The 22,045-nt window shown below is 72.1% G+C and carries 21 protein-coding genes; 3 read left to right on the forward strand and 18 right to left on the reverse strand.

Annotation, left to right across the window (positions count from 1 at the left end; all coding sequences use genetic code 11):
* Positions 1–122: 122 nt before the first annotated feature.
* The 4 genes from BLA60_RS27400 to BLA60_RS27415 form a co-directional block, all read right to left on the reverse strand.
* Complete coding sequence (locus tag BLA60_RS27400; RefSeq protein WP_075135896.1) at positions 123–1,556, reverse strand: fluoroquinolone export ABC transporter permease subunit; 1,434 nt, start codon at positions 1,554–1,556, stop codon at positions 123–125.
* Positions 1,553–2,410, reverse strand: a complete 858-nt coding sequence (locus BLA60_RS27405; RefSeq protein WP_075135897.1) for an ABC transporter ATP-binding protein — start codon at positions 2,408–2,410, stop codon at positions 1,553–1,555. Before BLA60_RS27405 ends, BLA60_RS27400 begins: the two co-directional genes overlap by 4 nt.
* Positions 2,407–2,991 carry an acyl-CoA-like ligand-binding transcription factor gene (locus BLA60_RS27410; RefSeq protein ID WP_211288865.1) on the reverse strand — a complete coding sequence of 195 codons (585 nt, stop codon included), beginning with the start codon at positions 2,989–2,991 and terminating at the stop codon, positions 2,407–2,409. Before BLA60_RS27410 ends, BLA60_RS27405 begins: the two co-directional genes overlap by 4 nt.
* A gap of 128 nt (positions 2,992–3,119) precedes the next feature.
* The gene (locus BLA60_RS27415; RefSeq protein ID WP_075135899.1) at positions 3,120–4,085 is read right to left on the reverse strand and encodes a ketopantoate reductase family protein; all 966 of its coding nucleotides are present in this window, start codon (positions 4,083–4,085) and stop codon (positions 3,120–3,122) included.
* Between the two features lie 90 nt (positions 4,086–4,175).
* On the opposite strand from BLA60_RS27415, the gene BLA60_RS27420 reads away from it, so the two are divergent.
* The 3 genes from BLA60_RS27420 (at position 4,176) to BLA60_RS27430 (ending at position 7,216) form a co-directional block, all read left to right on the forward strand.
* The gene (locus BLA60_RS27420; RefSeq protein ID WP_075135900.1) at positions 4,176–4,745 is read left to right on the forward strand and encodes a TetR/AcrR family transcriptional regulator; all 570 of its coding nucleotides are present in this window, start codon (positions 4,176–4,178) and stop codon (positions 4,743–4,745) included.
* A 160-nt stretch (positions 4,746–4,905) separates the two neighbouring features.
* Positions 4,906–5,925 (forward strand): TIGR03842 family LLM class F420-dependent oxidoreductase, encoded by a 1,020-nt coding sequence (locus tag BLA60_RS27425; protein WP_075135901.1) that lies wholly within the window; start codon positions 4,906–4,908, stop codon positions 5,923–5,925.
* 13 nt (positions 5,926–5,938) lie between these two features.
* Complete coding sequence (locus tag BLA60_RS27430; RefSeq protein ID WP_075135902.1) at positions 5,939–7,216, forward strand: M20 family metallo-hydrolase; 1,278 nt, start codon at positions 5,939–5,941, stop codon at positions 7,214–7,216.
* Here the strand turns inward: BLA60_RS27430 and BLA60_RS27435 are convergent.
* From BLA60_RS27435 to BLA60_RS27500, 14 genes are read right to left on the reverse strand one after another with little or no spacing between them, the layout of a single operon-like run.
* Positions 7,213–8,778: a PucR family transcriptional regulator gene (locus tag BLA60_RS27435; protein WP_075135903.1), complete on the reverse strand. Its 1,566-nt coding sequence runs from the start codon at positions 8,776–8,778 to the stop codon at positions 7,213–7,215. The genes BLA60_RS27430 and BLA60_RS27435 overlap by 4 nt on opposite strands.
* A gap of 3 nt (positions 8,779–8,781) precedes the next feature.
* Entirely contained in the window at positions 8,782–9,942 is a 1,161-nt protein-coding gene (locus tag BLA60_RS27440) for a PucR family transcriptional regulator (protein ID WP_084735309.1), read from the reverse strand.
* Positions 9,939–10,850 (reverse strand): NAD(P)-dependent oxidoreductase, encoded by a 912-nt coding sequence (locus tag BLA60_RS27445; protein WP_084735310.1) that lies wholly within the window; start codon positions 10,848–10,850, stop codon positions 9,939–9,941. The genes BLA60_RS27440 and BLA60_RS27445 overlap by 4 nt, the downstream gene beginning before the upstream one ends.
* A 12-nt stretch (positions 10,851–10,862) precedes the next feature.
* Complete coding sequence (locus tag BLA60_RS27450) at positions 10,863–11,615, reverse strand: class II aldolase/adducin family protein (RefSeq protein ID WP_075135904.1); 753 nt, start codon at positions 11,613–11,615, stop codon at positions 10,863–10,865.
* A gap of 9 nt (positions 11,616–11,624) precedes the next feature.
* Positions 11,625–13,067: an aldehyde dehydrogenase family protein gene (locus BLA60_RS27455; RefSeq protein ID WP_075135905.1), complete on the reverse strand. Its 1,443-nt coding sequence runs from the start codon at positions 13,065–13,067 to the stop codon at positions 11,625–11,627.
* A gap of 18 nt (positions 13,068–13,085) precedes the next feature.
* Positions 13,086–14,054 (reverse strand): zinc-binding dehydrogenase, encoded by a 969-nt coding sequence (locus BLA60_RS27460; RefSeq protein WP_075135906.1) that lies wholly within the window; start codon positions 14,052–14,054, stop codon positions 13,086–13,088.
* Positions 14,051–14,491, reverse strand: coding sequence for a cupin domain-containing protein (locus BLA60_RS27465; RefSeq protein WP_075135907.1), 441 nt, complete (start codon positions 14,489–14,491; stop codon positions 14,051–14,053). Before BLA60_RS27465 ends, BLA60_RS27460 begins: the two co-directional genes overlap by 4 nt.
* On the reverse strand, positions 14,488–15,297 hold the full coding sequence (locus tag BLA60_RS27470) for a BtpA/SgcQ family protein (RefSeq protein WP_075135908.1): 810 nt from the start codon (positions 15,295–15,297) through the stop codon (positions 14,488–14,490). Before BLA60_RS27470 ends, BLA60_RS27465 begins: the two co-directional genes overlap by 4 nt.
* Before the next feature lie 13 nt (positions 15,298–15,310).
* Entirely contained in the window at positions 15,311–16,324 is a 1,014-nt protein-coding gene (locus tag BLA60_RS27475) for an isopenicillin N synthase family dioxygenase (protein WP_075135909.1), read from the reverse strand.
* 5 nt (positions 16,325–16,329) lie between these two features.
* Positions 16,330–17,202, reverse strand: coding sequence for an enoyl-CoA hydratase/isomerase family protein (locus BLA60_RS27480; protein WP_075135910.1), 873 nt, complete (start codon positions 17,200–17,202; stop codon positions 16,330–16,332).
* Positions 17,203–17,229: 27 nt separating this feature from the next.
* The gene (locus BLA60_RS27485; RefSeq protein WP_075136011.1) at positions 17,230–18,048 is read right to left on the reverse strand and encodes an ABC transporter permease; all 819 of its coding nucleotides are present in this window, start codon (positions 18,046–18,048) and stop codon (positions 17,230–17,232) included.
* Between the two features lie 5 nt (positions 18,049–18,053).
* Positions 18,054–18,851 (reverse strand): ABC transporter ATP-binding protein, encoded by a 798-nt coding sequence (locus tag BLA60_RS27490; RefSeq protein ID WP_075135911.1) that lies wholly within the window; start codon positions 18,849–18,851, stop codon positions 18,054–18,056.
* Complete coding sequence (locus BLA60_RS27495) at positions 18,848–19,882, reverse strand: ABC transporter substrate-binding protein (RefSeq protein ID WP_154814647.1); 1,035 nt, start codon at positions 19,880–19,882, stop codon at positions 18,848–18,850. Before BLA60_RS27495 ends, BLA60_RS27490 begins: the two co-directional genes overlap by 4 nt.
* Positions 19,883–19,892: 10 nt before the next feature.
* Positions 19,893–22,037: an acetate--CoA ligase family protein gene (locus tag BLA60_RS27500; protein ID WP_075135912.1), complete on the reverse strand. Its 2,145-nt coding sequence runs from the start codon at positions 22,035–22,037 to the stop codon at positions 19,893–19,895.
* Between the last annotated feature and the right edge of the window lie 8 nt (positions 22,038–22,045).

The raw sequence follows: 22,045 nt of genomic DNA on the forward strand, positions 1-22,045 counted from the left end.
ACGACGACAAGCGGCCACGGACACGCGAGCTGTCGCCCACGGACACGCCACGTTGCGTCAACGTCATACCCACGCAGCGTACAGAACGTTCACCAAACGGCGCGTAAAGAAACCGCATAGATCTAGCCGTTCAGCCGGCGCAGGGTCCTCCGGGACAGCAGGACCACGGCCACCGCGGTGAGTGCCAGGCCGGCGAGCAGGCTCAGCGGGCCCGGTCGCCACAGGAGATCGACGGTCCAGTAGTAGGGCAGGATCCGCAACGGCCACTGCGCCAACTCCGGCAACCACCACACGGCCGGCGCGATCACCGTGGGCAGCAGTCCGAGAATCTTCAGCCAGGCGAGGCCCTCGACCTTGTTCCGTGCGAACGCGGCCGTGGCGAGGGTGACCAGCGGTGCCTGCGCGGCGGCCAGCGCCAGGCCGGGCATCGTGCGCGACAGGTCCGGCGCCAGACCGCTCAGCGGAACGGTCACGGCCAGCAGGGCCGCCGTGACGACGGCCACCGCGACCGCGCGGTAGGCGAGATAGCGCGGCATCGTGACCGGGCTGACCCGCAACACCAGCACGACGTGGTCGTCGACGTCGTCGAGGACCAGCAGGGCGCCGACCATGCCGACGATCAACGGCACGTGCAGCACCACCAGCGACGCCAGCAGGACCGGTTGGTACGGCACGAGGTCGACGCCGAACCGTTCGTGCGCGTAGCCGGCCAGGGGTGGGTAGCCCAGCCGCAGCGCGGCGGCCAGCAGGACCGGCCCGGCGAGCACCACGGTCAGCAGCGCGCTGCGCGCCGCGAGACGACGGTCGATGTCGACCAACGCGATGAGCCATCCCCGCCGGGTCCAGCGCCGGCGGTGTTCGCGGGGCACCCGCACCCGGTTCACGCCGACACCCGAACGCCGGTGGGACCGCCGGGCGAACCAGAGGCCGACGGCGACGGCCACCAGCAGGTAGCCCATCGCACCAGCGAACGCGACGGGCCCGGTGCCGCCGCGAAGGACACTCGCGGCGCCGGTCGTCGGCACGAGGAACAGCAGCGGATGGTCGACCACGCCGGACAGGTGGACCAGCGGCGCGGCGATGAGCGGCACCAACAGCACGGGCGCCACGGTGAGGAACCCGACGAGCGAGTCGTGTCGTGTCACCAGGGCAAGGTTGAGCACGAGGAACAGCACCGCCAGCGGGACCACCCCGACCAGCGCCGTGCCAGGACCCACCCCGGACACCAGGGCGACCGGAACGGCGGAGACGGCCGACAGCGCGGTCAGGGTGCCGACCTTGGCTCCGAGGTACTCACCGAACCGCAGTGGGCTGACGGCCAGCGCCGCGGCCGCACCCTCACCACGCTCGAACAGGACCAGCGCGGCGACGAAGAACGACCCGAAGGTCGCGGTGTCGATGGTCAGGATCAACGGCCCGGCCCCTCGGGCCACCGGGTCCGGCATCGCCGACAGCGCCACCGTCCACACCGCGGTGACCGCGACGGCGACGGCGGGGACCCGGTAGCGCCACTGCACGGTCCACTCGAGAGCGATCGCCGCGCGGACGCGGTTCACAGCCGTCCGCCGGTCACCGCGACGAACACGTCGTCCAGAGTGGCCTCACGGGTGTGGATGGTCTCCACCAGACCGTCACGCGACAGCGCGACGAACTCCGGGTCGTCACCGAGACCCGACAACGGGAACTCCTTGCGCCGCACCACGTTCCCCGCCCGGTACTCGACCACGACACCCGGTCGGCCGTGGGCCAGACGCAGGTCGCGCGGCGTGTCGAGGGCGGCGATACGCCCGTCGACCAGGAACGCCACCCGGTCGCAGAGCAACTCGGCGGCGGCCATGTCGTGCGTGGTGAGCAAGACCGTGCGGCCCAACTCGGGCTGCCGGCGGATCAGGTCGCGAACCAGGCCGGCGTGCACGGGGTCCATCCCCGAGGTCGGTTCGTCGAGAAACAGCACCTTGGGGCGGTTCACCAGCGCCCTGGCCAGGTTCAGACGCATCAGCATGCCCTTGGAGAACTCGGCCACCACCCGGTCGGCCGCGTCGGCGAGGTCGACGGCCTCCAGCAACTCGTCGGGGTCGTCCACCGGCCCGGAGTAGAGGGCCGCGAAGGCGGCGAGGTTCTCCCGCGCGGTGAGGCGCGAGAACCTCGCCGGCAACTCGAACCCGACACCGATGTGCTCGTAGTACTCCGGCCCCCACCGGGCGACGGATCGGCCCAGCACCTCGGCCCGCCCCTGGTGGCCGGACAACAGGCCCGTGAGGATCCGCTGCGTGGTCGACTTGCCGGCACCGTTCGGACCGAGGAACCCGAGGATCTCCCCACCGGCCACGGTGAACGAGATCCCGTCCACGGCACACCTGGCGGCCCCCCGGTACCGCATCCGCAACTCCGACACCTCGATGACCGTCATGTCGACCGCCCGTCGGCCAGGGCACGGAAGGCGTCGTCGATGAGGTCGGGCAGTTCGGCCGCGCCGTCGTCGGCCACCCACTCCTCCAGCGCACTGGTCAACGCCGCCAGGCAGACCGAGGCCAGGACCCGCGTACCGAACGTGGGCGCCCCCTCGGACACCGCCTCGGCCAACAGGTCCCGCGTGGCGAACTGGTTCTCCCACAACCGCGCGCGCAACGCGGGGGTCCGCAGCGCGAGCCGCACCCGCTCCAGCAACGCGTCCCGGTCCGCCGCGTAGATCACGCCCAGGCCGTCCCGCACCGCACCGTGGATCCTGGTCACCGGGCCCTCGGTCGCCGGCCGCGCGCGGATCGCCGCCACCAGCAGGGGGTCGTAGGAATCACTGAGCACGACGTCTTCCTTGGTCGGGAAGTACCGGAAGAACGTCATGTGCGACACCCCGGCCGCCGCCGCGATCCGCGCCACCGTCGTCGCCTCGTACCCATGCTCGACGAACAACCGCAACGCCTGCTCCTGCAACCGTTGCCTCGTCAGCGCCTTCTTGCGCTCCCGCCAGTCCGCCATGAGACCCGCCACCACGATCAGAAGATGTTAGTCACTAACATCGTAGCGAGCGCTCGGTCAGCGGCACCATCCGCCTGCCGGTGGCGGTGCGGGGTGGCTGAGGCCGACGGCGCTGAACCGCCGGTCGTTCGACATCGGTGACTTCAGACCCGGTCCGTCCCCTCACGGGCGAAGTGCGGTTGCGCCGCTTCCAGTCGCGGTACGGAGATGCCCAACCGTCGTGCTTCGGTCAGGGTGTCCCGGCAGACCTCGCGCGGCTCCTCGGCGTCGGGGTCGGAATGCGCCGCGAAACTCACGCGCGCAAGCGGGACATGAGCGGTCAGCCAGGCGAGCGCGGGGGCCGTCAGCCAGGTGGGCGCGCGGAACAGCAGCACACCGCCCCGGTGGCGTCGCAGGTCAAGGCCGCGCGCCGTGAGGAGCGGCAGCAGCTCGCGGCCAGCCAGCAACCCCTCGCGCAGGTCGCTCGTTGCCCCGACCAGCTTGGACAGCGAACCCAGCCGCAGGCCCTGCGAGAGCAGGCCGGCATCCGACGCGAAATGGACCCACAGCCAGCCGCGGAAGTCGGGCCTCTCCTTGATCCGGAACCCGGCCTCGCGAAACGCCTGGCGCGCGGCCCGCTCCCGGTCGGTCGGGGGCTGGCCGAGGGTGCCGAAGATGACCGACGGCAGCAACGCCGCGCGGAGCACGCCGTCCGCGCCGAAACCGCCACCGGCCTGGGGAAAGCCCCAGGCGATCCGGTCGAGTGGGAGTGCGCCGACCGCGGCGCGCGGCTCGGTCCAGATGTTGCCGAAGACCAACACCGTGGCCTGGCCGACACGCGGGGACAGGAAGGTGGTCGCCTCGGGAAGACGGTGGTGCGGCACGCTGAGCACGATCAGGTCGAAGTCGTGGCCGGGTTCCAGCGCCTCGCGGTAGCGCACCGGCCACGTCTCGACGACGCGCTGCCCCCACACCCGGCGCCGTGTGTCGAGCAGGTTGAGATCCACCGCGTCCCCGTACGTCGCGGCGCGGCCCGGCCGGACGTAGAACTCGACGTCATGCCCGGCCCGTCGCAGGGCCCAGCCGTAGATGGTGGCGATCACGCCTCGGCCGAACATCAGGATCTTCACGCGACACCTCGTGGGGTACCATCGATCTGGAGATCATCTCCAATTGTCAAAATATGGAGACCATCTCCATTTGTCAATCCGAGAGAGCGCATGACCGCCGACAAGCCGCTGCGGGCCGACGCCCAGCGCAAGCGCGACGCCCTGATCGCCAAGGCCCGTGAGGTCTTCGACACCGGCGACTTCTTCGACGTGCGCTTCGATGACTTCGCCCGGCTGGCCGGGGTGGGCACCGGCACGCTGTACCGTCACTTCCCCACCCGCGAGGCACTGGCCGAAGCGGTCTACCGCGGGGAAGTCGCCGCGCTGTGCGAGCGCGCCGGCCACCTGCGGGCCACACTGCCCGCGGCGGACGCTCTGGCGACGTTCCTGCGCGACATGGTCGACCACATCGCCGCCCACCACGGCCTGGCCCGCACACTGGCCACCCTCATGGCCCACCGCTCAGGTGACCTCGCCGAGGGCAGCCAGGCACTGGAACAGGCCGTGACCGACCTGGTGGCCGCAGCCTCACAGGAAGGCACCGTCCGCGACGACGTCGACGCCGGCGCCGTGATGATGGCGCTGCACGGCATCGGCGCGGCCCATGACCGTCCCCACTGGCGGGCCGAGGCCGACGGTGTCATCACCCTCGTGCTGGACGGGCTGCGCCGCCGCCCGTGATGACACGGTGCGACACCGGCTCGCCCCGAAGGCTCGGCCGACAGGAACCACCACGCGGGTCGGGTGTGCGGTGGCACAGTCGGTTCGCCCAACCCGGTGCTCCTGGCCATTGAGCCGTTCGCGGCCGCGCGCCTACCGTCGGTGCCACAGGAGGGATCCCATGGACCTCGGCATCGTTCTACAGACCAACCCCCCGGCCTCCCGCGTGGTGGAGACCGCCGTACGGGCGGAGAACCGCGGCTTCACCCACGTGTGGACGTTCGACTCGCACATCCTGTGGCAGGAGCCCTACGTCATCCACTCGCGGATCCTGGAGGCCACCCGAACCGTCACCGTCGGCCCGATGGTGACCAATCCGCTCACCCGCGACGCGACGGTCACCGCCTCGGTGTTCGCCACGCTGAACTCCATGTACGGCAACCGGACCGTGTGCGGGATCGGCCGGGGCGACAGTGCCGTCCGCGTGCTGTCCGGACGCCCGTCGACCCTGGCCGACCTGCGTACCGCCGTCACCACCATCCGTGAGCTGGCCAACGGGCGCACCGCCGAGGTCAACGGCGCCACCCTGCGCATCCCGTGGGCGTCGCGGTCGCGGCTCGGGGTGCACGTCGCCGCCTACGGGCCGCGGGCGCTGGAACTGGTCGGCCGGCACGCCGACGGCTTCATCCTGCAACTGGCCGACCCGGACATCGCCGCGTGGACGATCGAACGGGTCCGCAACGCCGCCGCCGACGCCGGCCGCGACCCGGCCGAGGTCACCATCGTCGTCGCGGCGCCAGCCTACGTCGGTGGCGACCGGGGTCACCAGCGCGACCAGTGCCGCTGGTTCGGCGGGATGGTCGGCAACCACGTCGCGGACATCGTGGCCCGCTACGGCGACACCGGTGGCGGCACACCGAAGGCGTTGACCGACTACATCGCCGGGCGCCGGGGCTACGACTACAACCAGCACGGCCAGGCCGGCAACACGCACACCGCGTTCGTGCCGGACGAGATCGTCGAGCGTTTCTGTGTGCTGGGCGAGCCGGCCGACCACGTCGCGAAGCTCAAGGACCTGCGCGCGCTCGGGGTGGACCAGTTCGCCGTCTACCTCCAGCACGACGGCATCGACCAGACCCTGACCGCCTACGGCGACACCGTCGTCCCCGCGCTGCGTCCCGCGGCGCCGGCGATGCTGTGACGAGGAGCCAACCATGACCATCCGGGTACCGCGTGACGACGTCGCCGACGCCGCACTGCTGGCCGACTTCACGACCCTGTCCGCGATCGGCGCCACGCCGGCCGGCGGGGTGGAACGGCAGGCCGCCACCGACGCCGACGGGCAGACCCGCGCGTGGCTGGGCTCCTGGCTCACCGAACGGGGGTTCGCCGTCCGCCAGGACCAGGTGGGAAACCTGTTCGGGCTGCTCGAACTCGCCCCCGGCCGGCCCTACGTGCTGGCCGGCTCCCACCTGGACAGCCAGCCGCGCGGCGGCCGGTTCGACGGCGCCTACGGGGTGCTGGCGGCCGCGCACGCCGCCGACCGGCTGCGCCGGCACCACCGGCGCACCGGGCGGACACCTCGGTACAACGTCGCGGTGGTGGACTGGTTCAACGAGGAGGGTTCGCGGTTCAAGCCGTCGATGATGGGCAGCGCGGTCTTCACCGGGGCGATGCCGCTCGACACCGCGCTGGCGACGACCGACGTCGCCGGTGTCACCGTCGCCACGGCGCTGCGGGCCATCGACGGACAGGGCACCGGGCACGTCCTGGACGCCGGTCGGGACGTCGCCGCCTACGCGGAGATCCACATCGAGCAGGGACGCGAGCTGGACAAGGCGGGGAACACCCTCGGGCTGGTCGACTCGACGTGGGCCGCGAACAAGTACGAGATGTCCGTGATCGGCAGCCAGGCCCACACCGGCGCCACCGCGATGGCCGACCGGCAGGACGCCCTCTACGGTGCCGCGCTGGTGGTCGTCGCGCTCCGTGAGCTGGCCGACCGGTACGGCACGGACCTGCACACCTCGTGCGGGCAGCTCACCGTCCACCCGAACTCGCCGGTGGTGGTCGCCCGCGAGGTGCACCTGCATCTCGACCTGCGTTCGCCGTCCGACGACCTGCTCGCGGAAGCCGACGAGGTGCTGCGAACGCGGTTGGCCGAGATCGAGGTCCAGGCCGACGTCTCGATACAGCGGCGGTTCTCCCACACGTGGAAGGGCCAGCACTACCACCCGGAGGGGGTGGCACTGGCCGCCGCCGTCGCCGACGACCTCGGCATCGGCCACCAGCGGGTGCGCACCCGCGCCGGGCACGACTCGACCAACCTCAAGGACGTCGTGCCGACGGTGATGTTGTTCGTCCCCAGTGTGGAGGGCATCTCCCACGCCGAGGCGGAGTACACCACCGACGAGGACCTGTGCACCGGTGTCGACGTGCTGACCGAGGTGCTCGCGCGGCTGGCCGACGGCGCGCTGGACGCCACAGCCTAGGTGCGCCGGGCGGGGCCGAGGTCGTGGGTGAGCACCGCGAGGTGCAGGGCCGCTCTGGTCTCGCCGTCGTCGAGGTCGGCTTCGAGGAGCCGTTCGACGGTCGCCAGTCGCTTGTAGAGGGTCGCCCGGCTCAGGGACAGCTCGCGGGCCAGCTCGGCCTTGTTACCGCCGAGTTGGAGGAACCGGCGCAGCAGCGGCAACAGCGGACGCTCGCCGCGTGCCTCCCGGTCCAGCAGCGGACGCAGCTGGGCCTCGGCGAAGGCGTGCACCCTCGGTTCGGCACCGAGCAGCAGTGCCAGGCCGGGCAGCCGCACGTCCCTGGCCCGGTGGTGCCGCCCGGCGACCCCACCGCCCACGGCGGCCTCGGCGACGTGCTCGGCCTCGGGAAGACCGGCGGCGGCGGTGACCAGGTCCGCGCCGGCCGGCCCGACGCCGATCACCCAACGCGACGCCGGCAACTCCTCGGCCAGGCCGGCGCACAGCCGGTACAGTGTCCGCTCCTCCCCCTCCTGGCCGACGGCGAGCAGCGCCACCAGCCGGTCCGGCCTGGACGACGAGGCCACCAGCGACAGCCCTCGGGCCGTCGCGGCCCTGGTCAGTACGTCGGCCGTGCCGCGTCCGGGGTCGCCGCTGACAGCGACGACGACCGGGAGCTGCTTACGGCCAGGCCGGAATCCCAGCGCGGACGCGCGGGCCATGGCGTCGGTCTCGGCGGTGATCCGGCCGGCACGCAGGTCGTCGACGAGGGTGCTCCGCGACTGCCGGGAGACCTCGTGCCGGTCCCGCTCGATCAGGTGGTGCAGTTCGAGTGCCTGCCCGGCCCGCTCCAACACCGTCAGTGCCGTCGCCGCCGCTGCCGCCGTCGCTGTCGCCGCCGGCACCGGCGCCACGAGTCGCCCCCACGGCCCCGCCGCGTCCACCGCGACCCGCAGCCAGTCCGGAGATTTCTCCAGGGCGGCCAGCCGCGAGCGCGCCGGCCAGTCGGCGAGCACCTCGCCGGCGTGTCCGTCGGCGACGGCGAAGGCCAGGACCCGGTGCGCGAGGTCCTCCAACACCACCGGCCCACCCACCAGTTCGGCGGCCAGCGCGATGATGTCACCCGGCCCCGCGCGGTCGAGGTTGAGCGTGGTGAACCGCCGGTGCACCCGCTCGGCGAACTCGACCCGGTCGAACCGCTCGGACACCAGCGCGCGATGCACCACCTCGGTGATCTCCACGAAGCGCACCACCCGGCGCAACGCGACCACCGGGAAGTCGACCCGGGTCGCGGCCCGCGCCAGGCGGTCGACCGCGGCGGCGTCGATCAGCTCGGCGACGAGCGCGGCCGCGCCGGCCTCGGCGAGCCGGTCGAGGTAGCGGTGGGTCGCCGCGCTCCCGTCGGCGAAGGCCAGCCCGGCGCAGAGCACCAGTTCCCCGCCGCGGATCAGCCCGGCGGCGTCGGCGGCCTCGACCACGTGCACCCACCGCACCGCCCGCCCCAACGGCGCACCGGGGTTGAGCAGTTCCGGCCGGCCGGCCAGGACGACCGGCAGGGCGAGCACGTCGGCGACGGTGGGCGCCACCGGTCACCAGCTCGCGGGCGGAACGGCCATCAGCACCAGTGCGGTCAGCGCGCCGTCACGCGGGCGGCGCGGGTCAAGACCGGTCAGCTCCTCGAACCGGCGCAGCCGGTTGAGAACAGTGTTGCGGTGGCAGTAGAGCCGGGCCGCCGAGTCCAGCACACTGCCCGACTGGACGTACTCGGCCACGGTCTCCAGCAGGGTGCCCCGTTCCGCGTCGGCCACCCCGGCCAGACAGGTCCGCACGTGGTCGGCGAACACCCGCACGGCCACCGTGAACTGGTCGACGGTCAACCGCTGCCACCCGTCGCGGACCGTCACCGGACGCTCGGCGGCCGCGTCGGAGAACGGGACCAACCAGTAGGCGACCTCCGCGCTGCGGTGAACGGCGGCCAGTGAACCGGCTCTCGGCCCGAGCCCGACCCCGGTCCCGGCAAGCAGGTCCTCGACAACCGCGCGTTCCAGCTCCCACCGCTGGGTCGCGGGCAGCAGCAGCGCCCGGCAGCCCCGGTAGTCGTGTTCGAAGAACGTGTCCCCGGTCGCCGTCAGCCGGCGGGTCACCGCGCCGAACCGGAACTCCGGTGGGGCGAGCACCACCCAGAACGGCAGCGCCGGGTCGACGCGCAGTGCTCCGCCGATCGCCGCGCACGCCTGTTCGTCCGGACCGCCCGGCGCGAACACCTGGGCGAGCAGGTGGTGTTGGCGGTCGGCGTCGTCCCGCCACATCCGCATTCGTTCGTCCAGGTAGGACACGTGGATGCGGGTGACCAGCTCGTCCACCGCCGACCACAACCGGTCGACGTGGGCGGCCAGCACGGGCAGGTCGTCCTTGCCCGCCGAGCGCAGCAGCATCGACCAGACCACGGTGAAGTCCTGGCGCACCGCGCTGACCAGGTTCTCCAGCGGCACGCCCTGTCTGGCGCGACGGGCACCGACCTCGCCGGGGAACCACGCCACCGACTCCTCCATCGGACGGCCGAGCAGGGTGTCGATCAGGTAGCGGAACGCCTGCCGGGCCGCGGTGCGCAGGTCCTCCGCGTCGACCCGACCGTCGTAGTAGCGGTCCCCGTTGCCGGTGTGTCCCAGGTACTCGTCGGCCAGCCGGTGCTCCTGGAGGTACAGGCCCTTCACCAGCACCTGCCAGCGGCCGCGCTGATCCGTGCTCACGGTTCGCCCCGGACGACGTTGCGCGGCGCGCTGCCGGCCAGCAGCCGTCGCGCCTGGTCGATCACCAGCTCCGTGTACCGGTCACGCCATCCCGACGCGGAGCCGCCGGTGTGCGGGGTGATCAGCACCCCTGTGGCGGACCAGACCGGGTGGTCGGGAGGCGGCGGTTCCGGATCCACCACGTCGAGGTAGGCGCGCAGCCGGCCGGTCGCGGTCTCGGCCAGCAGGGCGTCGGTGTCCACGACCTCGCCGCGCGCGACGTTGACCACCACCGCGCCGTCGGGCAGCGCGGCCAGCGCGTCGGCGCCGACCAGCCGCCGGGTCGACCCGGTCAGCGGCACGGCGAGCACCAGCACGTCGGCCTCGGCCAGCAGCCGCCCCAGCTGGTCGATGCCGGCGACGCCGTCCCGCTCGTCGCGGCCGACCAGCACCGTCGGGCAGCCGAGCGCGGTGGTGGCCGTCGCGATCCCGGTGCCGACGTCACCCGCGCCGACGACGACCACCCGACGCCCGGACAACTGCTCGGTCTCGCCCGGCGCCCAGTGCCCCGCGTCCTGGGCCCGGACCGCGTCCGGCAGCCGGCGAAGCACCGCGAGCAGCCCGCCGAGCGCGGCCTCGGCGGTGGACCGTCCGTGCAGACCACGGCCGGTGCACAGGGTGACTCCTTCGGGCAGCACTGCGGGCCACCCCGCGAACCCGGACGACGGCAACTGGACCACCCGCAGACCAGCGATCCCCGCCAGGAGCCCGGCGGCGGGTGGGGTCGGGCAGAACTCGCTGACCAGCAGGTCCGCCGCCAGGGCGTCCGGGGCCGTTCGGGAGCGCCAGTCCCAGACGGTCACCGAGACGCCGGGCACGGCGGCGGCCAGCATCGCCCCCATGCGCTCGTCACCGACGACCACGTGCACGCCGCGACACCCTCACGCGTCCGGCCGGGACAGCGCGAGGTCCGGCTGCTCGTGGAGAATCCGCTCGTAGAGCACCGAGAAGCACAGCTCCGCGTACTCGACGGTGTGCTGGGAGGCGGTCAGCTCGGCGTCGGACGCACCGATCTCGTCGGCCTCCCCCGCCGCCAGCGCCAGCAGCTCGGACTGGAAGCAGCGCTCCATCGACACGAACCACCACACCGCCGCGTCCAGCGAGGCGGCGGCGGTGAGGTGGCCGTGGTTGGCCAGGATCAGCGCCCGTCCGTCGCCGAGCGCGGCGGCGATCCGGTCGCCGTAGACCCGGTCCCGCACCACTCCGCTGAACTCGGCGAACCGGGAGTGTGACCGGTAGAAGGCGCACGAGTCCTGGGTGAGCGGGCGCAGCGTGCGGCGCATCGCGGAGAAGGTGCGGCCGTGCGTGGTGTGCGCGTGGGCGGCGCCGTCGACGTCCGGCCGGGCCGTGTGCACGGCGGAGTGGATGAAGTAGCCGGCCCGGTTGATCGGACCGTCGCCCTCGACCACGGTGCCGTCCTCGCCGACCCGGACCAGGTCGTCGGACCCGATGGTGCCGAAGTGCCGGCCGAACGGGGCGACCCAGTAGGTCTGCGGGTCGCCGGGGTCGCGCACCGTGATGTGGCCGGCGGCCCCCTCGTCGAAGCCGAACCGGGAGAACAGCCGGTAGGAGGCGGCGAGCTTGTGTTTGCGGACGGCCCGCTCGTGCCGCAGGTCGACGGTGGTGGTGGGCATGTGCGCTCCTCAGCCGTTCCCGGGGTGGTCGACGCCGACGTAGACCGATTTCGTCCACGTGTAGAAGTCGGTCGCGGTGGCGCCCTGCTCGCGGTAGGTGTTGGTGGAGGACTCCTTCACCCCGCCGAAGGGCACGTTCAGGTCCAGCCCGGTGGTCGGCCGGTTGACCTTGACCACGCCGGCCTCCGCCCGTTCGGCGAAGGTGAACGCCGCGCCGAGGTCGGCGGTGACGATCCCCGCCGCCAGCCCGAACCGCGACCGGTTCGCCAGCGCGATCGCCTGGTCGAGGTCGGCCGCCCGGAGCACGGCCAGCACCGGACCGAACACCTCCTCGGTGGCCAGGGTGTGGTCAGGGGCGACGTCGGTCACCACCGCCGGGGGGAACAACAGCCCGTCCGCGTCCCCGCCGCACACCACCGTGGCGCCCTGGTCCCTGGCGGTGCGCAGGTACCGCTCGTCGGTCCGCAGTTGGGCGGCGTCGACCACCGGGCCCATCCCGGTCTCCTGGTCGAGGCCGTCGCCCGGCCGGTACCGGCCGGCCACCTCGACCAGTTCGGCGACCAGCCGGTCGTGGATCCCGGGGGTCGCGATCACCCGGCTGGTGGCCGTACACGCCTGGCCGGTGAGGCCGAACGCGCCGGCGGCGACGATCCCGGCGGCGAAGGCCGGGTCGGCGTCGTCGAGGACGACGACGGCGTTCTTGCCGCCCATCTCCAGCTGTACCCGCGCGCCGCGGGCGTTGACCGCGGCGCGGATGCCGGCGCCGACCCCGACCGAACCGGTGAACGACACCGCGGCCACCGCCGGGTGGCTCACGAGGGCCGCGCCGACGACCGAACCCGAACCGTGGACGATGTTGAGCACGCCCGGCGGCAGACCCGCCTCGACCAGGACGTCGGCCAGGTGGTGCGCGGTCAGCGGGACCAGCCCGGCCGGCTTGAGCACGACGGCGTTGCCGGCGACGAGCGCGGGCGCGCACTTCCAGGCCGGGATGGCGAGCGGGAAGTTCCAGGGGGTGATGACGCCGACCACGCCCAGCGGCACCGTGACGGTGTAGACGTGCGTCGCGGCCTGCGCGGCGGGCAAGACGTCGCCGCCCAGGCGCCAGCCCTCGCTACCGTGGTAGCGCAACAGGTCCACCGTCCTGGAAACCTCGCCGGTCGCCTCGGCGAGGGTCTTGCCCTCCTCCCTGGTCAGGTCCCTGGCCACCTGTTCGCGCCGGCCGGCGAGCAGGTCGGCGGCGTCCAGCAGGACCCGTCCCCGTTGCGGCGCTGGCCTGGCGGCCCAGTCACGCTGGGCACCGCGCGCGGCCTCGACCGCGCTGGACACGTCCGCCTCGGTCCCGGCCGGGGACAGCGAGACGGTCTCGCCGGGGCGGGCCGGGTTCGCCCTGGCCACCTCCGGTACCCCGACGGCCTTCCCGCCGATCAGGTGAAACACGTCCGTGGTCATCACAGCCTCCCAACGGGGCTAGTTCGTGGTCAGGACGGTCTTGCCGGCGGTCTCGCCGGCGACCATCGCGGCGAAGCCGGTGGCCGCGTCGGCCAGCGGCAGGCTGGCGCCGACGGTCGGCCGGACGCCGCTGGCGACCAGGAACGCGATCAGGTGTTCCAGTTCGTCGCGGGTGCCCATGGTCGAGCCGATCACCCGGAGCTGGGTGAAGAACAGCCGTTGGATCTCGGCCGCCGTCGGGTCGCCGGTGGTCGCTCCGCAGGTGACGACGGCGCCGCCGGGGCGCAGTGACCGCATCGAGTGCGACCAGGTGGCCCGGCCGACCGAGTCGAACACCACGTCCACCCGCTCGGGCAGTCGCGCGCCGGACTCGAAGGTGCGTTCCGCGCCGAGTGACTTCGCGACGGCCTGCTTCTCCTCGGTGCGGGCGGTGGCGAACATCCGGATGCCGGCCGCCGCGCCGAGGGCGACCAGCGCGGTCGACACCCCGCCGGACGCGCCCTGCACCAGCGCGGTCTGCCCCGGCCGCAGACCGGACTTGACGAACAACATCCGGTAGGCGGTCAGCCAGGCGGTCCCCAGGCAGGCGGCGTCGGCGAAGGACAGTTCCGGCGGCTTGGGCACCACGTTGTACTCGGGCAGCACCACGTACTCGGCCATGGTGCCCTGCCACAGCTCGCTGAGCAGGGTGCGACGCGGGTCGAGGGTCTCGTCGCCGCGCCAGCCGGGGGTGGCCACCACGCCGTGCACGACCACCTCGGTGCCGTCCTCCAGCACGCCCGCGCCGTCACAGCCCAGGATCATCGGGAACCGCTCCGGCCGCAGGCCGACCCCGCGCAGGGTGAAGACATCGTGCATGTTCAGGCTGGCCGCGCGGACCGCGACCCGGACCTCGCCGGGGCCCGGCTCGGGGTCCGGGCGCTCACCGAACCGCAGGCCGGACAGCGGGTCCTCGGCGTTCGGCTCGGCCGCGAACACCGCCTTCACCGGATCTCACCATCCGCGGTGGACCACGTGTTCCGCTGGTACTCGGTCATGTAGAGGAAGTCCTCCCTCGGCAGGCCGAAGACGTCCAGGTTGAGGCACGGCTCGTCTCCGGTGATGTTCAGGCAGTGCGGCATGTCCGCCGGGATCCACACCGCGGCCGGCGCGGTCACCTCGAAGGTCTCGTCGGCCAGTTGGACCAGCATCCGTCCGGACAGGACGAACGAGATCTGGTCGAACGGGTGGTCGTGCGTCGGCCACGGCGGGTTGCCCGGCTCGAAGTGGTTCAGGGTCACCATGGCGTTCTCGCCGCGGATCGCCGACCGGCGGTAGGTCCGGCTGGCGACGTCGGCCGGCATCTCGTCGAACCGGTGGATCTCCGCGGCGCCCCACCGGGTGGCCGAGGGGCGCGGCGAGGGGCGAGGCGATGGCGCGGTCACGGCAGCGCCTCGACGGCCTTGACGAACGAGGACACCAGCTCCGGCAGCACCGGGCCGTCGATGTCCCAGTCCCGTGCGTAGGTTCCGATGGTGGTCCCGTCGCACAGTCCGGCCAGCGGGACGTGTTCCTGGCTCATCCCGCTGGCGATGAACACCGGAACGGTGGGCACGGCGGCCTTGACCGTGCGGATGTCCGCCTCGGTGGGCGGGGTGTCCGAGTCCACTCCGGTCACCAGCAGGGCGTCCGCCATCTGGCGGTAGGCGGTGTCCCTGGCGATGACCTCGAGCGGGCGCCGGGTCAGCGGGCCGGCGTGCTTGCAGTCCACGTCACCGAAGATCTTGATGTGCCCGGCGCCCAGCGCCGAGCGCAGTCGCACCAGGTCCGCCGCGCAGCCCTCGATGATGCCCTGGTCGGTGGCCAGTACGTCGCCGAGGACGTTGATCCGCACGTAGTCGGCGCCGACCGCGGCCGCGATGCCGATCGCGGCCTGCCACGAGTTGCGCATCACGTTGATGCCCAACGGAAGCGAGTGCGCCTTGCGGACCTCGTGAGCGACGACGGTGAACGCGGCGACCGTCTCGGCCGGCGCCACGTCCCGGACGAACGGGTTGTCGCCGACGTTCTCCAGGGTGAGCGCGCGCACCCCGGCGCCGACCATGATCTCCGCGTCGGCGAGCACCCGGTCGACCACCGCCGTCATCGAGCCGCCGTACCGGGGGGCGCCGAGCAACGGGGGCATCAGCATCCCGCCGAGGACCGGCCGGTCGGTGCCGAACACGGCCCTGACATCGAATCCGCTGACCATCAGAACACACTCCCTAGGCTCGCTGCTTGGTGACCTTGTTGAGCAACCACTCCCCGGCCGGAACGGGTTCGTAGCGCGCCGGGGCCGCCGGCGTCACACAGGTCTCGATCGGGGCGATGACGGTGTCGTAGTTGGGGTTCTGGAAGAACACGACCGACTGTCGCCTGGCCGAGGCCGCGCCGGTGTCCGGGTTCGCCACCCGGTGCAACGTGGACACCCAGGCGTCGTTGGTCCACTGCGCCATCATGTCCCCGATGTTCACCACGAAGCTGTCCGGAACGTGCGGAACGTCGGCCCACTCCCCCGACCTCGTCCGCACCTGCAACCCACCTGGCACGTCCTCGGTGGCGACCAGGGTCAGCGTGCCGTAGTCGGTGTGCTCGCCGGCCCGCAGCTGTCCCGGCGCCGGTGGCGTGTCCTGCGCCGGATAGTTGATCACGCGGAGGTAGTCGACGCTGCGGTCGGTCTTGTCCGTGAAGTAGTCCGCCGGCAGGTCGAGCGCCAGCGCGAACACCTCCATCACCCTGGCCGCCAACGACTCCACCGCGCGGTAGTACTCGGTCCACGTCCGCGCGAACCCGTCCGGACGCGCCGGCCACTCGAACGGCCGGAACAGCCGGCGACCCATCCGCGAGCCGTAGTACGGGTCGTCGGGCAGGTCAGGACGGCGGATGTCGAAGATCTCCTTGAGGTCGGCCGGGCGGTCCAGGTCCAGCGTGGCCGCGAGGTTCTCCCTGCCCATCGGCACGTAGCCCATGGTCTCGCCGGGAACGCTGGTGTGCCGCCGCTTCTCCTCGTCCGGAAGGTCGAAGAACGCCGCGGAGACCGCCCGCATCCGCCCGAGCAGATCCGGCGTGACGTCGTGGCCGGACAGCACGAAGAAGCCGACCTCGGCACAGGCGTGCCGGATCTGTTCGACCACCGTGCCGGCGCCGTCCTCACCGCGCAGGTACGGGCCGATGTCGATGACCGGGACGACGGTGGTCTCGCCGCTCTCGCCCCGCGCCAGGTACTGGTCCGCCGTCATGTGTCTCACTCCTTCGGCTTGGCCGACCTCGGCCCGAACGGCTCCGGACGGAACTTGTCGTCACGGGTCTTGAGGTAGCCGCGCAGACCGTCGCGGCGCTGCGCGTCGAACAGCTCCTCGCGGTCGGGGCCGTGCGAGGAGTGCACGATGGACGACAGCGCCCCGTTGAGCAGCATGCCGGCGTTCACCCCGGCCGCCTGCAGACCCATCATGGTGATCGCCTTGTTCACCCTGACCGCCGCCTCGGGCACCATCGCGATGCGGTTGGCGAGTTCGAGCGCGCGGTCCAGCAACGCGTCGTCGTCGACGACCTCGTTGACCAGACCGATCCGCAACGCCTCCTCGGCGTCGAGGTGGTCACCGGTCAGTGAGTAGCGGTTGGTGGCCTTCCAGCCGACGAGCGCGGCCATCAGGAACGTCGAGTTCGAGATGTGCCGGACCTCCGGTTGGCCGAACACCGCGCCACGGGCGGCGATGGTGATGTCCGCGGCGAGCTGGTACCAGAACCCGCCGCCCAACGCCCAGCCGTTCACCGCGGCGATCACCGGGATGTGCAGTCGCCACAGGTGGTTGAGCTTCTCCACGGCCCGCGCGTCACTGCGGTACCAGAAGTCGATGTACTCGCCGACCGACTTGCCGGTCGGGTCCATCGGCCGGCCGTCAGGACCCTCCGGTCCCATGTCGTAGCCGGCGCAGAACGCCGCGCCGGCGCCGGTGAGCACCGCGCACCGGACCTCGGGATCACCATCGGCCAGGTCGAGGGCCTGGTGCAGCTCGTTCTCCAGCTCCGGGGTGAGCGAGTTCATCGCCTCCGGCCGGTTCAACGTGATGACCGCGACCGGGCCTTTCTTGTCGTACAACAGGTCCGCGAACTCCACAGTGGTCCTCTCGATGGATTGTCGTGCTCAGAACTCGGTCTTCGGCGCCCAGGTGACCACACGGGACTCGACGAAACCGATCAGCAGGAAGAACAGGGTGGCGAACACCGATGTCACGACCATCGTCGCGTACAGCAGTGGAACGTTGAAGTTGAAGGTGGACTGGATGATCAGGTAGCCGAGCCCCTCCTGCGCGCCGACCCACTCGCCGACCACCGCGCCGATCACCGAGGAGGTCGCGGAGATCTTCAACGAAGAGAACAGGTAGGGCAGCGAGGTGTACAGGCGGACCTTGAAGAAGGTCTCCCGCCGGGTCGCCGACAGCACCCGCAGCAGCTCCATGGTCTGGCGCTGCACCGCCTCCAGCCCACGCACCATGTTCACCAGGGTCGGGAAGAACGAGATCAACGCGGCGACGAGGATCTTGGGCAGGTAGCCGGTGCCGAAGATCACCACCAGGATCGGCGCGACCGCGACGATCGGCACCGTCCGCACGAAGATCACCAACGGGAACAGGCTGCGTTCCGCGGTCTTCCAGTGCACGAACACGACGGCGATGAGGATCGCCACCACGTTGCCGAGCAGGAAACCGAGCACGGTCTCCAGCGCGGTCGGCCACAGGTTGGCCATCAACATGTCCCACGACGCGACCAGCTCACGGCCGACGTCCACCGGGGACGCGATGACGTAGTTCGGAATGCCGAACGCCACGACGACCAGCTGCCACAACGCGATGACGACCACGATCGTGACCACCGGGGCGATCCACCGCGACGGCGCCCCGCGCGCGTTCCCGCCGCGACGGGTCCGCCTGCCCTCCCGGGCCTTGACCTCAGTGGTGACCACGGTCCTCACCCCTCCAGCAGGCCGCGCAGGTGCGCGGCGATCGTGGCGAACCGCTGGGACTCACGGATGTCCGCCGGCCGGGGGAAGGGCAGGTCGATGTCGACGACCTCCCGCACCCGCCCCGGGTTGGCACTCATCACGATCACCTTCTGGGACAGGTAGACCGCTTCCGGGATGCTGTGGGTGACGAAGACGATGGTGGTCCCCGTGTCCTGCCAGACCCGCAGCAGTTCGGTGTTGAGCTTGTCCCTGGTGATCTCGTCCAGTGCGCCGAACGGCTCGTCCATCAGCAGGATGCGCGGGTTGCACACCAGCGCCCGCGCGATCGAGACCCGCTGGCGCATGCCACCGGACAGCTCGTGCGGGTACGCCTGTGCCCGGCCGCCGAGGCCGACCAGCTCCAGCATCGCGACCGGGTCGGCCGGTTCGGTGCCCGCCGGCACCCCGCCGCCCACCTCCAGCGGCAGTTTCACGTTGTCCAGCGCGGTTCGCCAGTCGAGCAGGGCGGCGTCCTGGAAGACGAACCCGATCTGCCTGGCGCGCCGGACCTCCTCCGGGTCGACGCCGAGCACGCTCACCGAGCCGGCTGTCGGTTCGAGCAGGTCGGCGATGACCCGCAGCAGCGTCGACTTCCCGCAGCCGGACGGCCCGATGATGGTCACGAATCCCCGGCTGGCGACGGACGTCGTGACCCCCTGGAGCGCGGTCAGCCGCCCCCGGTCGGTCTCGAAGGTGAGTTCGAGGTCGTCGAGGACGATGTCGGCCTGGTCCGGATCGGCACGGGTTGACGCGGCGACGGTCATGCCTTCACCCTTTCGGCCGAGGTGGCGTCGAGGATGGCGTCGGTCGCCACGTCGGTCGCCTTCGGTGGCTCGGCCTGGAACTGGCCGAGCTCGTCCCACATGTCGATCTGGGCCTGCCAGGTCCGTTCGCTCTGGTAGCCGAAACCGTGCTCGACGGTGTCGTCGGTCCAGATGTACTCGCTGATCCGGTTGGCCGACTCCAGCTGCGCGGCGTCGTCGATGTTCGGGAAGCGCTTCTTGAGCAGGGCCACCGCCTCCTCCGGGTTCTCCCTGGCGAAGTCCCATCCCTTCGAGCTGCCGACGACCAGCGCCTCGAGGGCCTCCGACCGGCTTTCGAGCACCTCGTCGGTACACAGGTAGAGGTAGGCGTAGAGATTCACCCCGCCGTCCTCAAGGGACAGCGAGTGCACGGTGTCGCCGAGCACGTCCCTGCCCTGGACACTGGTCAGGTAGCCGGTCATCGCGTCGACCCGCCCTGAGGCCAGCACCGCCCAGTCCGAGCCGACGGTCTCGGTCTTGACCTCGCCGGAGTCGATGTCGTTGGCGGCGAGCAGTGCCTCCAGCATGACCACACCGGTCGCCGGCACGCCGATGGTCGCGCCGATCATGTCCTTCGGTTCGAGGATCGGCCTGCGCGGTAACGAGAAGTACGCGTACGGGTGCCGTTGGGACACCGCGGCGAACGACCTGATGGGCACGCCGCGCGAGCGCGCCAGCATCGCGGCCGGGCTGGACGCCTGGCCGGACTCGGCCCCGCCCGCGCCCAGCACGCTCACCGGGTCGATGTTCGGGCCGCCCGGCTGCATGCGCAGGTTCAGGCCCAGTTCCGAGTAGTAGCCCTTCTCCAGCGCGACGCACTCGCCGAGCACGCCGTAGTCGCCGATCCAGTTCAGCTGCATCGACAGTCCGTCGTCGCCACCGCCCGGTCCGTCGTCCGAACCGCACGCGCTGACCAGCAGCGCACCAGCGGCCGCGGTGCCGGTCAGAGCGAGAAAGCCACGCCGGTCAAGAGTTCTGCGGTTGATGTTCACGATGTCCACCTCATTGGTTCTCAGCCCTGATCGACAGGTGGCGATCCCCGTGCCCCTCGGTCGAGTCGGTGTCGGCGATCAGGCGCGCGTCCACGGCGACCACTCCCTCACCGGCTGCCAGCACCAGCAGCGGATTCACCTCGGCCGCCGCGACGCCCGCGCCGTCGCGGGTGAGCAGACCGGCGAACGCCAGCACGGCGTCCACCAGCGCGACGCGATCCCCCGGCGGCGCGCCCCGGTAGCCGGCGAGCAGACTGGCCAGCGGCTCGGCATCCAGCAGCCGCTCCACCGCCGCCCGCCCGACCGGCAGTGGGTGTGAGCGCGCCGGTCCGAACAGCTCGGCCAGCGTGCCGCCGGGCGCCACCGTCAGCGTGAGCCCGACCTGCGGGTCGCGCACCACGCCGACCAGCACCTCCGCGGTCGCTCTCGACACGAACCGCTGCGCGATCACCCGGCCGGCCGGGTCCCCCGGCGGCAACAGCGCGGCGATCCGACGCGCCTGCCCGACCGCCGCCTCGGGGTCGGTGACGTCCACCGCCACCGCACCGAGGTCGGACTTGTGCAGCATCCGGGGGTGGTCCGCCTTGATCACCACCGAACCCCAGTCGCGCACCAGCGCCGCCAACTCCGCCGGGTCACCGACCACCCGCTCCTCTACGGTCGGCACCCCGGCCTCGGCGAGTGTTCGCAGCGCCGCGGCCCCCGCGAGGTCACCGGGCACCCCCGGCCCACCGGCACGCGCGGGCGGCGGAGCCCACGTGGTCGGGCGTCGGCGGACACCGGTCCACGCGCGCAACGCCACCGCCGCCGGGCGCAGGCCCAGCAGCAGCGGGATGCCCGCTGCGGCCAGGATCTCCGCCAGCTCGGGGTCGGCCGGACCGCCGGCGACCGCGACCGCCACCGCCGGCACGCTGGCCGACGCGGCGATGTCGATGAGCGCGCCGGCCTGCGCCCGGTACAACCGCACGCCCTCGACCCTGGCGGCGTGGTTGAGCAGCAGCACCAGACCACCGAGTCCCGGCTCAGCGGCCACGGTCGCCGCCAGGTCGACGAACAGGTCGACGTCGTCGGCGGCCATCCCGGTCATGTCGAGCGGGTTCCCCGGCGCGGTGATCAACGGCAGCCGCTCGGTCAGCGCGGCCGCGCCCGGCTCGGACAGCGGCGGCAGGGCGAGCCCGACCTCCTCGGCCACGTCGGCGAACAGGCTTGACGCGCCGCCGGAGATGGACACCGCCGCCACTGCGCTCCCGGTCGCGCGGCGCCCAGATCCGAGCAGCATCAACGTCTCCCGGAACTCGTCCACATCAGACACCTGGACGACGCCGAGCGAGTCGAGATAGCCGGCGAGGGCGCTCTGGTCGCCGATGACGGCACCGGTGTGGGCACGGGCAGCGGCCCGCCCACGGGGACTGCGGCCCGTCGACAGCACCACGACCGGCTTGTCGAGCTCGGCGGCCCGCAGCGCGGCGATCCCGAAGCCACGCGGGTCACGCAGCCCCTCGAGGTAGATTCCGACGACCCCGACCCGGGGGTTGTCCACCATCCAGGCGAGCTGGTCGGCGACCCCGACGGTCAGCTCGCTGCCGGTGGTGACGATCGACTCGATCCCGAGCACCCGGCCCTGCGCCGGCTCGATCACGCTGTGGCTCATCGCGCCGGACTGCAGGATCAGGCCGACCGGTCCCGCCGGTAACGGCGCGAGCAGACCACCCGAGTACACCGCCGCACCGGTGGACCGGTCGTACACGCCGTAGCAGTTCGGCCCGCACACGACCATGTCGTGGCGGTCGACCACGGCTCTGGCTCTCGCGGTGGTCTCCGCGCCGGGTTCGAACCCGGCCGCGATCAGCACCGCCGCCCGCACCCCCAGCTCCCCCGCCTGCTCCAGCACGTCGACCGAGGCGTGCTCGTTGAGCGCGACGGCGACCAGTTCCGGCACGTCCGGCAGCGAGGCGAGATCCGGGTGGCAGGCGACGCCCTCCACCTCGTCCGCTCGGGGGTGCACCGCGAACACCGTGCCCTGGTACCCGAACCGCGCCAGGTTGCGCAGCACGCGCGAGCCACGGTTGCCCCTGGGCGAGGCGCCGACGACCGCGACGGACGACGGCCGCATGAGTGGGCGCAGGTCCCGCCCCGATCGGTTGCTGTCGTTCATGTCGCCTC

The sequence above is a fragment of the Actinophytocola xinjiangensis genome (assembly GCF_001921215.1).
Taxonomy (GTDB): domain Bacteria; phylum Actinomycetota; class Actinomycetes; order Mycobacteriales; family Pseudonocardiaceae; genus Actinophytocola; species Actinophytocola xinjiangensis.

What these genes read in the sequence shown, in the direction of transcription:
- BLA60_RS27405 (WP_075135897.1), bottom strand. Translation starts at nt 2,410, where the DNA reads ATGACGGTCATCGAGGTGTCGGAGTTGCGGATGCGGTACCGGGGGGCC.
- BLA60_RS27420 (WP_075135900.1), top strand. Translation starts at nt 4,176, where the DNA reads ATGACCGCCGACAAGCCGCTGCGGGCCGACGCCCAGCGCAAGCGCGAC.
- BLA60_RS27425 (WP_075135901.1), top strand. Translation starts at nt 4,906, where the DNA reads ATGGACCTCGGCATCGTTCTACAGACCAACCCCCCGGCCTCCCGCGTG.
- BLA60_RS27430 (WP_075135902.1), top strand. Translation starts at nt 5,939, where the DNA reads ATGACCATCCGGGTACCGCGTGACGACGTCGCCGACGCCGCACTGCTG.
- BLA60_RS27450 (WP_075135904.1), bottom strand. Translation starts at nt 11,615, where the DNA reads ATGCCCACCACCACCGTCGACCTGCGGCACGAGCGGGCCGTCCGCAAA.
- BLA60_RS27455 (WP_075135905.1), bottom strand. Translation starts at nt 13,067, where the DNA reads ATGACCACGGACGTGTTTCACCTGATCGGCGGGAAGGCCGTCGGGGTA.
- BLA60_RS27470 (WP_075135908.1), bottom strand. Translation starts at nt 15,297, where the DNA reads ATGGTCAGCGGATTCGATGTCAGGGCCGTGTTCGGCACCGACCGGCCG.
- BLA60_RS27475 (WP_075135909.1), bottom strand. Translation starts at nt 16,324, where the DNA reads ATGACGGCGGACCAGTACCTGGCGCGGGGCGAGAGCGGCGAGACCACC.
- BLA60_RS27490 (WP_075135911.1), bottom strand. Translation starts at nt 18,851, where the DNA reads ATGACCGTCGCCGCGTCAACCCGTGCCGATCCGGACCAGGCCGACATC.
- BLA60_RS27500 (WP_075135912.1), bottom strand. Translation starts at nt 22,037, where the DNA reads ATGAACGACAGCAACCGATCGGGGCGGGACCTGCGCCCACTCATGCGG.